Annotated in this window: 15 protein-coding genes; 12 read left to right on the top strand and 3 right to left on the bottom strand. The window is 56.2% G+C overall.

What is annotated here, in order from left to right:
- Positions 1-55 precede the first annotated feature (55 nt).
- The 7 genes from SBO83_RS10295 (at position 56) to SBO83_RS10265 (ending at position 4598) form a co-directional block, all read left to right on the top strand.
- Positions 56-409: a toxin-antitoxin system HicB family antitoxin gene (locus tag SBO83_RS10295; protein WP_396131436.1), complete on the top strand. Its 354-nt coding sequence runs from the start codon at positions 56-58 to the stop codon at positions 407-409.
- Positions 410-473: 64 nt separating this feature from the next.
- Positions 474-641 (top strand): type II toxin -antitoxin system TacA 1-like antitoxin, encoded by a 168-nt coding sequence (locus SBO83_RS10290; RefSeq protein WP_396131435.1) that lies wholly within the window; start codon positions 474-476, stop codon positions 639-641.
- A 197-nt stretch (positions 642-838) separates the two neighbouring features.
- The gene (locus SBO83_RS10285; protein WP_396131434.1) at positions 839-1657 is read left to right on the top strand and encodes a gamma-glutamyl-gamma-aminobutyrate hydrolase family protein; all 819 of its coding nucleotides are present in this window, start codon (positions 839-841) and stop codon (positions 1655-1657) included.
- Positions 1654-2187, top strand: coding sequence for a D-alanyl-D-alanine carboxypeptidase family protein (locus tag SBO83_RS10280; protein WP_396131433.1), 534 nt, complete (start codon positions 1654-1656; stop codon positions 2185-2187). Before SBO83_RS10285 ends, SBO83_RS10280 begins: the two co-directional genes overlap by 4 nt.
- A 123-nt stretch (positions 2188-2310) precedes the next feature.
- Positions 2311-3078, top strand: coding sequence for a basic amino acid ABC transporter substrate-binding protein (locus tag SBO83_RS10275; RefSeq protein ID WP_396131432.1), 768 nt, complete (start codon positions 2311-2313; stop codon positions 3076-3078).
- 46 nt (positions 3079-3124) lie between these two features.
- A complete protein-coding gene (locus tag SBO83_RS10270) occupies positions 3125-3889 on the top strand; it encodes an amino acid ABC transporter permease (RefSeq protein WP_100936893.1) in 765 nt (254 codons plus the stop codon).
- A complete protein-coding gene (locus SBO83_RS10265; protein WP_353503303.1) occupies positions 3876-4598 on the top strand; it encodes an amino acid ABC transporter ATP-binding protein in 723 nt (240 codons plus the stop codon). The genes SBO83_RS10270 and SBO83_RS10265 overlap by 14 nt, the downstream gene beginning before the upstream one ends.
- Before the next feature lie 51 nt (positions 4599-4649).
- Here SBO83_RS10265 and SBO83_RS10260 read toward each other — a convergent pair whose 3' ends face one another.
- Positions 4650-5297, bottom strand: coding sequence for an L-fuculose-phosphate aldolase (locus tag SBO83_RS10260; RefSeq protein WP_396131431.1), 648 nt, complete (start codon positions 5295-5297; stop codon positions 4650-4652).
- Between the two features lie 271 nt (positions 5298-5568).
- Here SBO83_RS10260 and fucR point away from each other — a divergent pair, with 271 nt between their 5' ends.
- Entirely contained in the window at positions 5569-6270 is a 702-nt protein-coding gene (gene fucR / locus SBO83_RS10255) for an L-fucose operon activator (protein ID WP_396131430.1), read from the top strand.
- Position 6271: 1 nt separating this feature from the next.
- On the opposite strand, the gene fucK is transcribed toward fucR, so the two are convergent.
- Positions 6272-7672: an L-fuculokinase gene (gene fucK / locus SBO83_RS10250; protein WP_396131429.1), complete on the bottom strand. Its 1401-nt coding sequence runs from the start codon at positions 7670-7672 to the stop codon at positions 6272-6274.
- 285 nt (positions 7673-7957) lie between these two features.
- Here fucK and dld point away from each other — a divergent pair, with 285 nt between their 5' ends.
- Positions 7958-9649: a D-lactate dehydrogenase gene (dld, locus tag SBO83_RS10245; protein WP_396131428.1), complete on the top strand. Its 1692-nt coding sequence runs from the start codon at positions 7958-7960 to the stop codon at positions 9647-9649.
- Between the two features lie 6 nt (positions 9650-9655).
- Here dld and SBO83_RS10240 read toward each other — a convergent pair whose 3' ends face one another.
- Positions 9656-10279 carry a TetR family transcriptional regulator gene (locus SBO83_RS10240; RefSeq protein WP_396131427.1) on the bottom strand — a complete coding sequence of 208 codons (624 nt, stop codon included), beginning with the start codon at positions 10277-10279 and terminating at the stop codon, positions 9656-9658.
- A gap of 134 nt (positions 10280-10413) precedes the next feature.
- On the opposite strand from SBO83_RS10240, the gene SBO83_RS10235 reads away from it, so the two are divergent.
- Genes SBO83_RS10235 through SBO83_RS10225 form a run of 3 tightly spaced genes read left to right on the top strand, consistent with a single transcriptional unit; the run spans position 10414 to position 13920 of the window.
- Positions 10414-11496: an HlyD family efflux transporter periplasmic adaptor subunit gene (locus tag SBO83_RS10235; protein ID WP_396131426.1), complete on the top strand. Its 1083-nt coding sequence runs from the start codon at positions 10414-10416 to the stop codon at positions 11494-11496.
- A complete protein-coding gene (locus SBO83_RS10230; RefSeq protein ID WP_396131425.1) occupies positions 11493-12950 on the top strand; it encodes a DHA2 family efflux MFS transporter permease subunit in 1458 nt (485 codons plus the stop codon). Before SBO83_RS10235 ends, SBO83_RS10230 begins: the two co-directional genes overlap by 4 nt.
- A gap of 22 nt (positions 12951-12972) precedes the next feature.
- Complete coding sequence (locus SBO83_RS10225) at positions 12973-13920, top strand: aldo/keto reductase (RefSeq protein ID WP_396131424.1); 948 nt, start codon at positions 12973-12975, stop codon at positions 13918-13920.
- Positions 13921-13928 lie beyond the last annotated feature (8 nt).

Genomic DNA, 13928 nt, shown 5'->3' with positions numbered 1-13928 from the left:
CATTTTTTGGTATCATCATTGTATGAAAATCATGCCAAAAATTAGGGTTTAAACCATGATGCGCAATACCCTTAAAATTGACGGAGTCACGGCTGTCATCACTTTTGATCCTGACATTGAAATGTTTCGCGGCGAGTTTTTAAACCTTAACGGCGGTGCCGATTTTTATGCCGACAGTGTTGAGCAGCTGAAGAAAGAAGGGGCTATTTCCCTGAAGGTGTTTTTCGACGTCTGCAAAGAGAAAGAGATAAATCCGTTTAAATCCTTCAGTGGCAAAGTCACCACCCGACTGTCTCCGGCCTACCATGAAGCGCTGGTTATTGCTTCACAGGCTACAGGTCATTCGATTAATGATCTGCTGAATGAAGGCACCCAGTTGGTGTTGAAGAAATATGAGTATGCAATCTGAAACTCGCAATGCTGGCGCTATCTGGCGCCAAATTAATAACTCCCACCTTTCAGAGGGTTAGAAAATGAAACTAGAACCCGAGCAAAGCGCACAAGCTATATTGCTGGATCAAGGAGTGATAACGGTTAGTCCAGAGACTTACACCGAATTGGTCACTCGTATTGAAAAACCAGCCCTGAGCAATGATCGTCTGCATACTTTACTGAATACCCCAGCGCCGTGGGAGCAGTAAAGTTGGCACGCACGCCACTTCCCCACTCTAAACCAACCTTTCCAGTCACCGTAACGAACACATTACAGAACCTAATATCAAATAACAAAAACATTGATAATTTGTATTGTTTCACTCGCCGCCCTGTTGATATGTTGAAGGAAAGTGTTTTTCTCATCATTCTAATTTGAGTTAATAACAGAACTCGGCGGAGAGCTATGAGCGCGAATTTTCCCTCTAAACCGGTTATTGGTGTGACACTTGATAGTGAAGAGGCTGGCGGCTATGCCGATTTTCCATGGTATGCGTTACGGCAAAATTATATGACGAGTCTGGCTTCGCTCGGCGCGGTGCCGCTGGCGCTTCCCCATCACGGCGAGTTGGCTGAAGAGTATTTGTCGCTCTGCGACGCCATCGTGGTCACGGGCGGCGCGTTTGATGTTTCCCCCGCGCTGTTTAACGAGCAGCAGTCGAGCGACCAGATTCGCCTGAAACCTGCCAGAACCGAGTTCGAAATCGCCATTATCCAAGGGGCAATGCGCCGCAATATGCCCTTGCTGGGTATTTGCGGTGGGCAACAGCTGCTGGCGGTATTGACCGGCGGCACCCTGCATCAGCACATTCCCGACGCCCTGCCTGACGCCCTCGAGCACAGCACCACGGTCGATACCGAGAACGCTGGCGGCAAAAAGCGCGCCCGCCATCCGGTCGACATTGTGGCTGATACCCTGCTTGCTCGCTGCGTGAAGGCTGCTCGTTATGAGGTCAACAGCTCCCACCATCAGGCGGTGAAAAGCGTCGGCGAAGGTTGCCGCGTCAACGCCGTCGCGCCGGACGGGGTGATCGAAGGGATTGAGTGCGAAGGCTACGATTTTTGCCTTGGCGTGCAGTGGCATCCTGAATATCAGCAGCATGAGCAGGACCAGCAGCTGTTAGCCGCCTTCGTCAGCGCCGCCACCCATTATCAGCAGAACATGCGTAGCAGCGGCCGGGCTATGGCCCTGGCTATGAACCGTCTGGGCAAGGCTGAAGAATGAGCCGCCCACTGGCTGCGACCACCGAACAGGCCTTACGTGCGTTGGGCATTGACCCACAGGTGATTGCTCACCGCGCGTTGCCGTTTTTCGAGGATATCGATCCCAGCCTGCTGGTCATTGCCGAGACGGACCAAACCGGCAAAGCCCATCGGCTGACGGCCCCCGCTGCCGATGCCTGGCTGACGATGAAGCGCGCCGCCGAGCAGGATGGCGTGGAGATTGTGCTGATTTCGGCATGGCGCGATGTGGCTTATCAATCCGGGCTGATTCAGCAGAAGCTGCAAGCCGGGCTTTCGCCCGAGAAGATTTTCAGCTCGCTGGCCCCTCCCGGTTGTAGCGAACACCACACAGGCCGTGCGGTGGACATCAATACCCCCGATTGTGATGAAGTCACCGGCGTTTTCGGCGAAACCGAGGCTTTCCGCTGGCTTAGCGGCAACGCGGCGCGTTTTGGTTTCACCCTCTCCTTCCCGCCGAATAACCCTTGGGGCTTCATTTACGAACCCTGGCATTGGTGCTGGAACCCTTAATCCACCTCGCTTGCCCGCCATGTAATACACAAAACTCCGTTGTTTTTAGTTGAAGCTATTCGTCAATTTATGTATTTTTATGCAAGTTAAGTGCATAAAACAACAAACACAACAGGAGTTACCATGTTTAAGTCCTTTATTCTCGCCGGGTGCCTGCTTTCCTCTCTCGCCACTTCTGCTTTCGCGGCACAGCAAACCTACGTGGTTGGCTCTGGTGGTACATACCGTCCGTTCGAATATGAAAACAACCAGAAAGAGCTGGAAGGTTTTGATATTGATATCATTAAAGCCATCGCCAAGGCTGAGAACTTCAACGTTAAACTGGTTAACACGCCGTGGGAAGGGATCTTCGCGACGCTGAACTCTGGCGACCGCGACATCATCATTTCCGGTATCACTATCACTGACAAACGTCAGCAAATGGTTGATTTTTCTACTCCTTACTTCCCGGCCGAGCAGTCCATTGTGGTGCCAGCGGATTCAAAAGTAGACTCCGTCGCGGCCTTGAAAGGCCAGAAAGTGGGCGTGGTTAACTCCAGCACCGGCGACATCGTGGTTTCTGACGAGCTGGGCAAAAACAGCACGGATATCAAACGTTTCGACAACACCCCGCTGATGCTGCAAGAGCTGTCTGAAGACGGTATCGGCGCGGCGGTTGGCGACGTGGGCGTGGTGAAGTACTACATCAAATCCCATCCTGAGAAAGCGCTGAAGCTGGTTCCGGACAGCAAATTCCAGCGTCAATACTTCGGCATCGCGGTGGCGAAAGGTAACACCGAGCTGCTGGGCAAAATCAACGCCGGTCTGAAAACCATTATTGCTGACGGTACCTACGCCAAGATTTACGCCAACTGGTTCGATAACAACGTACCAACCCTGCCAACTAAGTAATTACGCATAAAATGGGGGCCAGCTCGGCCCCCAATCAAGGAAAAGCATGACCGGATTTCGTTGGGAGATCATCTCCGAATACGCCCCGCTGTTTGTTCAGGGCGCGTTGATGACCATCAAATGCACCATTATTTGCGTTATTTTGGGCACCACCTGGGGGCTGTTATTGGGTCTGGGTCGCATGGCCCGCGCTGATGATGGTCCGTGGAAACTCATTTTGCGCTTCGCGGTCCAGTGGCCGGTGCGCGTTTACGTCAGCGCCTTCCGCGGTACGCCGCTGTTTGTGCAAATCATGGTGGTGCACTTCGCACTGGTGCCATTATTTATTAACCCGCGTGACGGCATTTTAGTCGCCAACGGCCTGATGTCCTCGGACTTCGCTCGCTCTCTGCGTTCGGATTACGGCGCGTTCCTCTCCTGCGTGGTGGCGATCACCCTGAACGCCGGTGCCTACGTGTCGGAGATTTTCCGCGCCGGTATTCAGTCAATAGACAACGGCCAGATGGAAGCGTCCCGCGCGCTCGGCATGGGCTGGGGCAAAACCATGCGCAAAGTGATTTTGCCGCAGGCGTTTCGCCGCATTCTGCCGCCACTGGGCAACAACGCCATCGCCATCGTTAAAGATTCCTCGCTGGCCTCGGCTATCGGGCTGGCCGACCTGGCCTACGCCGCGCGTACCGTTTCCGGCGCTTATGCCACCTATTGGGAACCCTACCTGACTATCTCCTTAGTCTATTGGGTACTGACGTTCCTGCTGTCGCTGCTGGTTCAACACATGGAAAAGAGGTTCGGCAAAAGTGATTCACGTTAAGGATTTACAGAAGCAGTTTGGCGAAACTCACGTCTTGCGCGGCATCTCTTGCGATATCGCGGAGCAGGAAGTGGTCTGCGTGATTGGCCCGTCAGGCTCTGGCAAAAGTACCTTCCTGCGCTGCTTAAACGCGCTGGAGAAGCCAAACGGCGGCGAAGTAGTGGTCAACGGTTTTGCGGTGCACGACCCGAAAACCAACCTGAACACGCTGCGTTCCGGCGTGGGCATGGTGTTCCAGCGCTTCAACCTGTTCCCGCACATGACGGTGCTGGAAAATCTGATCATGGCGCCTATGTCTTTGAAAGGGTTGTCGAAAGCCGAAGCCGTGTCGCGCGCTGAAAAGTTGCTGCAAAAGGTGGGACTGATCGACAAAATCGACGCCTGGCCTTCCAGCCTGTCCGGTGGCCAGCAGCAGCGCGTGGCGATTGCTCGCGCACTGGCGATGGAACCGGCGTTGATTCTGTTTGATGAGCCGACTTCGGCGCTGGACCCGGAGTTGGTTGGCGAAGTGCTGGCGGTGATGAAACAGCTGGCGCTGGAAGGCATGACGATGGTGATCGTTACCCACGAAATGGGCTTTGCTCGCGAAGTGGCCGACCGCGTGGTGTTTATCGATCAGGGCGTGATCCAAGAGCAAGGCACGCCGGAGCAGTTGTTTACCAATCCAACCAATCCGCGCACCAAGTCGTTCTTGAGTAAGGTGTTGTAATAACGGCCGATAGTGGAAAAGGGCACCTCGCGTGCCCTTTTTTATGGCTGTTTAGGCCACGTCACTCAGGCCATATCCGTGGAATTTGCGCAGCACTTCATCAATGGCTTCATCACTCAGCAACGGCACTTCCGGCGTGACGGCCAGCGTCAGCAGATAGAGCCTCGCCAGCACCTCCACCTCTTGCGCCAGCCACAGCGCTTTTTCTAAGGTTTTCCCGCAGGTTATCATGCCGTGATGCTGCAACAGCGTGGCTTTATAGCCGGTCAACGCCGTCACCGCATGGTCCGACAGCGCCTGAGTGCCATAGGTCGCATACCCCGCGCAGGGGATCTTTTTGCCACCCGCCGCTGCCACCATGTAGTGGATCGCCGGGATCTCTCTATTCAGAATCGCCACCGCCGTGGCGTGTACCGCGTGGTTATGCAACACCACGTTTTCCGCCGGCTTGGCTTGCAGAATCGCCAGATGGAAACGCCATTCGCTGGAGGGGGTTTTACCCGCTTCGGCATTGCCCTGACCATCGACAAACACGATGTCATCTTCGCTCAACTGCTCATAAGGCACGCTGGTCGGGGTGATGAGCATCCCGTCACCAAAGCGAACGCTGATATTCCCGGATGTGCCTTGGTTCAGGCCCATGCGGCTCATTTCCAGACAGGTGTCGATTATCTGGCGTGCAATAACGTTTCTTTCCATGGTGATTTCCTCGGCGCGGCAAACTGCGGTGTGGTGACGTTGCGCCTATCTTCTGGTGCGATGCCGGCTGGCAACAGTTGGCCGCGTGGATGTGTGACCGTCTTCAAAATATCGCTGAAAAAAGCGCGATTTCACCCACGCCGGAAAACCTCTCCAGCGCCCGTTTTCAGCGCCTTTGCGGCAAACGGGCAGTTAGCGCATCCTTGACTTGGCGGGCCGAAAAGTGCCATTTATTGAGCCGCCGAATGTCGAATAAGGGTTTGCAGTGAAGATGAATAAGCAGGCACGGCTGGATGAAATTGTTGCCTTACTCAAAGGCAATGCCTCTCTGCGGGTCAATGATCTCGCTGAGTCACTGAATGTCAGCAAAGAGACGCTACGCCGGGATCTCAAATATCTGCAACTCAAAGGCCTGCTGGTGAGGGAATATGGCAAAGCGAAAAGCCTGAAACGCCCCTTCGACGACCCCAGCGTGGCCTTTGAATCACGCTCGAAAAGCCACGCCCAGCGCAAAAGCCTACTGGCGGATAAGGCTATTGAGTGGATAACGCCGGGGATGTGCATCGCGTTGGATGCCAGTTCAACCTGCTGGCACTTGGCGAAGAAACTGCGCGACCAGCCGCTGACGGTGTACACCAACAGCTACCGAATTTGCCACGAGTTAGAGAAAAAAGCGCAGATTGAGATTTTATGCTCTGGCGGCACGCTGGACAGGAAATACGCCAGTTATATTAATGATTCGCCGCTGCACATGGTGCGCAACATCGACATCGATTTATTCATTTTCTCCTGCGACGGCGTGGATGCCGACGGCAATATCTGGGACACGGATAACGGCAACACGCTGTTTAAAAAATTTATGCTGAAGAAGAGCCTGCAAAGCATTTTGCTGGTGGATTCCAGCAAAATTGAGCGCAGCGGTGAGGTGATTATCGGCCAGGTTTCGGCCGTGACGACGGTTATCCGCCAATAATTTAACGGGGATAATAGGTATCGTAATCGAAGCTGACCTGCTGCCGCGCCTCGTCGGCTGAGCCATAAACACCAATTCCCGCCCAGGCAAACATCGCCGCGCCCGACACCGTGGTTTCCGCCTTTGCCAGCACCTTCACCGGCAGTTGCAAAGTATCAGCCTTTATCTGATTCCACAGGGCATTGCGGCTGCCACCGCCGACTAAGACCAGCTCCTGAGTGTTAAATCCGGCCACCTGCTCCAGCATCGCCAACTGCTCGCGCAGGCGCACAGACAGCGCCTCCAACGCCGAGCGATAGAGATGGCCGCGCTGGGTGGAAAGCGTGACGCCCTGCCACCCGGCCTGCTTATCACCCATCAGGTCGCTGCGCATGGTCACCCCTTCACTCCCCGCCGGAATACGCCCGGCCTCCAGCAGCATCTGTTCATAAACCTGCGGCGCGGGCACCTCAGGCCAATAGAGTTTGCGGATCCACTCCAGCACGCCGGAAGCCAGATATTGGCAACCGGGGTTAAAGTAGCCACGGGCGCTGTCCAGCTCACAGGTCGCCGCGTGGTGAGATTGCAGCAGATCCGTATTGATGCTGGCCGATCGCACCATCAGAATCTCCCAGGTACCGGACGACAGCACCGGCTGATTGATGCCTACGCCCGAGCCGTAAAGGGCGAATTGGGTGTCGTGGCCGGTGGAAATCACCGGAATGCCCGGCGTCAAACCCAGCCGCGCCGCTATCTGCGGCTGCAATTCGCCAATTTTATCTCCGGCATTAATCATGCGCGGGAACAGCGAAGCGTCGATGCCCACCAGTTTCAGCAGCCGCTCGCTGAACACTTCCTGAGTGACGTCCAGCAGCTGGCTGGTGCCCGCCATGGTTCTTTCGGTGGTCATTTCGCCGGTCAGCTGGAAGCTAATAAGCGACGACATAAACAGCCACGCGTGGGCGCGGTCGAGCAAGTCTGGAGCATTTTCGCGCAGCCAAATCAGCTTATACAGCGTGTTGAAGCTATAAGGCGCGATGCCAGTAATAGCCTTGAGTTCGGCGGCGGGAAGGTATTTTTCGATGTTATTCATCACAGCTTCGGTGCGCGGGCATTTCCAGCTGATCACCGGGTAAAGCAGCTCGCCCTGACGGTCTACCAGCGCGCCGTCGACGCCAAAGGCCGTGACGGTTAGAGCGCGAACCGGATGGTCGGGCAGCTTGGCCACCAACGACTGGCAGCAGCTTTCGAGGCTTTGCATAATTCTCGCCAGCGGCCAAATGTGCCACAGCGGGTTTTCTGCCGGGTTCAGCGTAAAATTTTGCTCATGGGCGCTGGCCAACACATTGCCTTGGCTATCGATGGCCATCGCGCGAATATTGGTGGCTCCACAGTCCAGAACAATCACGATCTCTTTTTGCATCTTTTCCCCTCACCTCGGCGCATCCTCTTTAGGGATGGTTATCACTTCGCGGAAGATTGGAAAGAGGCATCCCGCCTCATCGGGTGATTGCGCAGTTAATCTGTGAAAAGGATCACTAAAAACCGGGATTTAGCCGCCCTCTGTTGCCCCAAATTATGCCCGTTCTCACGGGGTGAGGGACAAGCGGTCATTGTTTTTATTGGCGCTTTCACCCATTTCATTTTTCATGGTGTATGTTGATAAATCGTTCACTTAGGGAGGATGCTCAGCAAGGAGCCTATCATTATGAATACACCTTTGATTAACCAGTTAAAAGACGTGGTTGGGCATAGCCACGTGCTGACCAAACCCAACGACAAAGTGCCCTACACCAAAGGTTTTCGCGTCGGCAAGGGCGAGGCGCTGGCCGTCGCGCTGCCGAATTCACTGATGGAGATGTGGCAGTTGCTGAAAGTCTGCGTCGCCCATGATGTCATCATTTTGATGCAAGCCTCCAACACCGGCGTCACCGGCGGTTCCACCCCGGACGGCAATGATTATGACCGCGATATCGTGATTATCAGCACTCGCAAAATTAACGGTTTGCACCTGCTGGATAATGCCAATCAGGTGCTGGCCTTCCCCGGCACGACCCTCACCGAGCTGGAAAATGCCCTGAAGCCTTACCAACGCGAGCCGCACTCGGTGATTGGCTCCTCCTGCATCGGGGCGTCGGTGATTGGCGGCATCTGCAATAACTCTGGCGGTTCGCTGATCCGCCGTGGGCCTGCCTTCACTGAAAAATCGCTCTATGCCGCCATTGATGAGCAGGGCCAGCTGCAGCTGATTAACCATTTGGGCATTGAGCTGGGCGAAACGCCCGAAGAGATCCTCGCCAATCTGGTCAGCCAAAAATACACCACCGGCGACGCGGCGGACTGGCAGGGGCGGATCTGGGCCGATGATTATGAGAAAAAGCTGCGCGATGTCGATTCTGACCAGCCCACGCGCTACAACGGCAACCCGGAGTATCTGCACGAAAGCGCCGGTTCCAGCGGCAAGCTGGCGGTGTTCTCGGTGCGCCTGCCGACTTTTGAAAGCAGCCGTGGCACGACGACGTTTTATATTGGCGCCAATGATGAAACCGAGCTGGTGGAGCTGCGCCGCTTCTTGCTAAAAAGCCTTAAAGCCTCGCCGTTGCAGGCTGAATACATTCATCGTCAGGCCTTTGATTTAACTATTCGCTATGCCAAACACGTGTATAAGGCCATTGGCAAACAGGGCGCGGCAAAGATCCCTGAAATGTTCGCGCAGAAAAACCAGATTGATAAAATCGTTCGCGCCATCCCGATCCTGCCAAACCACGCGTTTGACAGCCTGATCCAGCTTTACAATCGCGTCACGGCAGACGGCGTGGAGCCGCGCATCATGGATTTCCACCACCAGTTTGAGCATCACCTGATGCTGAAAACCGAGCAAAAAGACGCGCCGGAGCTGAAAGAGCTTTTGCAGAGTTTCTTTGCCAGCCGGCAGGGTAAATTCTTTGAGTGCAGCAGCGCCGAAGAGAAGAATGCGTTTTTGATTCGCTTCGGCGTCGGGGCCTGTACCGTCTACTATTGCGAAGGCAAGGGGCTGGATATCAACCAGCGTCTGGTGGCGTTCGACGTGGCGCTGCGCTCCAACGACCCCGAATGGCGGCTGAAACTACCGGCTCATTTACAACAGCAGGTGCTGCTGGAGTCCTGCTGCGGCCACTTCTTCTGTTTCGTCAATCATCAGGATTACATCCTCAAACCCGGCTATGACCCGACTGCCTTCAAGCACGGCGTGCTGGAGTATGTCGAAACGCGCGGGGCGAAATACCCCGCCGAGCACAATGTCGGCAACCAGTACCACGCTTCGCCAGACTACGAGCGGCATATGCACCAGCTTGACCCAACCAACAGTTTCAACGCCGGGGTCGGCAAAACCAGTAAGAAGAAGTTCTGGCGGGTTTAAGCCTTCCTAACCGCAAATCATCTTCACCGCGCCATCGGCAATCTCGGTCAGTTCTGCGCGAGATTGCCCGGCCCGCGCCCGTATCGAAATACTGTGTAAAACCGATGAAGCCAGCATCGCTAAGGTCGCGGCGCTGGCCTCTTGGCCTAGCTCTCCGGTGTCAATGGCGGCCTGAATCCGCCCGGTAAGAAAAGCATCCAACTTGCCCATCCCCTCGAGTAGAAAAGCTTTAATCTCAGCATCTTCAATGGCTTCCGTCGCGGCGGTGCCAATCATAAAGCAGCCGCGTGGCTGTCCCTCGCCCGAGAAATAGATCTCCAGTTGGCCTTGGTAGAACTGTTCCAGCGCCTGCCGCAGCGTGAGGCCGTCATCGCCCAGCGCGGCGTCCATGGCGGCGGCGGCCTGCGACCAATAATGGCCCAACGCCTTGAGGTAGAGCGCGTGCTTATCGCCAAATGCAGCATACAAACTTGGGCGATTCATGCCCGCCGCGCTGGCGATGCTGTCCAGCGACGCCGCTGAAAAGCCGGTATTCCAAAACACGCCCAGCGCCTGCCCTAAGGCTTCCTCAGGGTTATAGGCGCGAGGACGCCCGCGGCCTTTTGACTCCTTCGCTTTATTTTGTGCCATGTTGTACAAAATTCCTTGAATTCGGTTAGCGGATCGATATTCTTACATTGTCGCACAAAAATAAAAACTGCGCCTGTCTGAGCTGAAATCGCTCCAGGTTTTCACCACGCACTCTGAGAAAAGTGATAGTTACCATGACCCAAGCCGCTGATAACACTGCCACTCAAACCCTGCAACGCCTCCACTTTACACGCCCGATACTGCTGGTGGGATTGCCCGTGCTGCTCACGCTGGTGGGCGGCGGCTACTTTCTGGCAACGCTAAATTCGGTTTCCACTGATAACGCGTATGCGCGAGTGGCGAAAACCGCCATTAACGCCAGAGTGTCGGGGCAGGTGGTCAATATTGCCGTGGTGGACAATGAGCCGGTGCGCAAGGGTCAGGTGCTGTTCCAGATAAACCCAGAGCCATTACAAATCGCAGTAAACCGGGCGCAGGCCCAGCTCAGCGTGGCTCGCCTGCGGATTGAAGGGCTGAAAACCAGCTACCGCGAACAGCTGGCGGAGCTGCAATCAGCCCGCGAGCAGGCCGATTTCGAGCAAAAGGATTTTGCCCGTAAAAAAGCCTTATTGGCGAATCAGTTTGTGTCGCAGTCGATGTACGAGCGCGCCGATACCGACCTGAAAGTCGCCCGCCAGCGCATCGCCTCCATTGAACAGCAGGTGGCGAACATTCTGGTGTCCCTGAATGGCGATCCAAATATCCACGTCGACAGTCACCCGGCGGTGCGCGAGGCCCAGAGCCAGCTCGACGAGGCCCAGCTTTACCTCTCTTACGCCACCGTCAGTGCGCCAGAAGATGGCATTGTCACCAAGGTTGACGACTTACAGGTCGGCAACTTTATCAACAGCGGCGCACCGGCCTTTGCCCTGCTGTCAAAGAAACACGTGTGGATTGAGGCCAATTTCCGCGAAACCCAAATCAGCCAGATGCGCGCCGGGCAGTCGGCAACCGTGCATCTCGACAGCTACCCTGACCGGGCTTTTAAGGCCCGCGTGGTCAGCATGAGTCCGGGAGCGGGGTCTGACTTTTCCCTGCTACCGCCGGAAAATGCCACGGGTAACTGGGTCAAAGTGGTGCAGCGCGTGCCGGTGCGCCTGGAACTGGAGGAGATAGCGACGCAAATCCCACTGTTTTCCGGCACCAGCGCCAGCGTACAAGTGGAAACCGGCAAGAATAGTTGGTGGCAAGCCTTAAGCGGGCTGATAGCAAAATGAGTCGCCGCGCGCTGCGTTTTGCCGCCCTGCTGGCGACCTATCTTCAGGCGATGAACCTGTCCATCCCCAACTCGGCACTGCGTTTTATTCAGGGTGGCCTGTCGATGGCGGACGATCAGGCGGGCTGGATTTTCACCTCTTATCTAGCTGCCAGCGGCATTACCCTGCCGATTGCCCAGTGGCTCGCGGGCCGTTTTGGCTTGAAGAGGACCTATCTAGCGGCCTTAGCCACCTTTGCTTGCGGACTATGGCTGGCGGCCACGGCCAATACCCCCTTGGGATTTATCGCCACGCGTATTGTTCAGGGCGCGGCCAGCGGCATTGTTGCGCCCCTTTCCATGGCGATTGCGTTGGAAACCCTGCCCCCGGAGCGGCGCCCCCATTTTGGAGCGAGCTGGACCGCCATCGTGCTGCTCGGCATTGTCAGCGGCCCGGCGATTGGCGGCTGGCTGGCCGACGACTTTGGCTGGCCGTCGCTGTTTCTCACCAGCATTCCCTTGGTGCCGTTTATCGCCTTAGTGACCAGTCTGGATCTGCTGGAGAAAAAATCCGCGCAGCCCGCACGCTTTGATTTCTTTGGCTTTATCAGTTTTACCGCCGCCATTATCGGCCTGCAAATGGTGCTGGATCGCGGCGAACGGCTGGAGTGGTGGGACTCGCCAGAGATTTGGCTGGAAGCCGCCACGGCGCTGCTTGGGTTCTGTTGGTTGGTGGTGCACGTGCTGACTTCACCAAGCCATTTCCTCAGCAAAGCGCTGTTTCGCGATCGCAATTTTGTCTTGTGCACGCTGCTGTTTTTCGCCGCTGGTTTTGTGCTGCTGCCGACCATGGCGCTGACTTCGCCGATGCTCGACGAGCTGCTGGGCTACCCGCCCATGACGACCGGCCTGCTGACCCTTCCTCGCGGCATCGGCATTGTCGGCGGCTTTGTGTTGATGAGCCGCGCGCCGAGGGGGATTGACCGTCGGCTAGCGGTAGCGGCGGGAATCGCCACGGTGATTTATGCCAATGCCACGATGCTGGATTACTCGCCGTTAATGGATTGGCCGCCGGTGGCGATTGCCGGAGCGATTCAGGGCCTTGGGCTGGGGGTGTTAATGCCAGCTCTGAGCCATGTCGCCTTTAGCACCCTTGCCCCGCAGCTTCGCCCAGAAGGGGCCGGGCTGTTTAATTTAGCCCGCACCTATGGCAGCACTCTGGGGGTCGCCGTGGTGCAGGCGCTGTTTTTCACCCATACGCAGGCGCTGCACCTGGCTTTCGCCAGCCACCTGACGCCGTATTACTTCGCGGCTGTTCGCACCCCCGCCGACAATCTGCCACAGCTGGCGGCGCTCAATGAAGCCATCACCGGCCAGGCGGCGTTTATCGCCCTGATCGGCCAGTTCAAAACGTTAATGGTAGTGATGCTGGTGGTGAGTCCACTGGTGCTGCTGTTACGAAAACCCAGCCCGTAAATAGAACCCAAGAGGTCAGAATATGAGTACCCAAGACAGGCTCCGCGAGACAAGATTCCCGATTCAACACGGCAGCGGCGCGATGCCAGCGGCAGGGTTTGGCACGCTATTTAAGGATCTTAGCGTCACCACGCAGGCAGTAACAGAGGCGCTGGAGGCCGGTTTCCGCCACTTCGACTGCGCCGAGCGCTACCAAAATGAAGCTCAGGTTGGCGCGGCGTTTCAGCAGGCATTAGCCTCTGGAAAGGTTAGCCGCGAGCAGCTGTTTGTCACCACTAAGCTGTGGAATACCCACCATCGCCCGGAATATGTCGCCCCGGCTTTGGAGGCCAGCTGCCGCCGTTTGCAGGTGGACTATGTGGATTGTTTTTTGATTCACACGCCATTTGCTTTCCAGCCGGGAGACAATCTCGACCCGCGCGACGCCGAGGGGAAAGTGATTTATGACTCTGGCGTGACCTTACTCGAGACATGGCGGGCGATGGAGAAGCTGGTGGACGACGGGCGCTGCCGGGCTATCGGTTTGTCCGACATCACCCTGCCCGCGTTAAAACAGATTGTCGCCGACGCGCGCATCAAACCGGCGGTGGTGCAGGTGGAGTCCCACCCTTATCTGCCCGAGTGGGAGCTGCTGGAGTTTTGCCAACAGCAGGGCATTATCCTGCTGGCATTCGCCCCGCTGGGGCACGGCATGGAGCCGCGAGTGTTGGAGGATAATGTGATCACCACAATCGCCCAGCAGGTGGAGAAAACCCCGGCGCAGGTGGCCTTGGCTTGGGCGGCGCAGCGCGGAACGGCGTTCCTGACCACGTCTACCCGCCGCAGCCACATTGAAGAAAACTGGGATATTTCGACCCTGCCGGAGAGCGCGCTGAGCAGAATGAAGCAGGAGATAACTACCCGCATTCGCCTGAACTCGGTGGTGGAGACGGGCGTGCCGGGCTTTATTCCCCAGAAGAAAAACGACTGATTGAATCA

It is taken from the genome of Ewingella allii, assembly GCF_044430645.1.
Lineage (GTDB): Bacteria > Pseudomonadota > Gammaproteobacteria > Enterobacterales > Enterobacteriaceae > Ewingella > Ewingella allii.
This window is presented reverse-complemented; position numbering and strand designations above follow the sequence as displayed.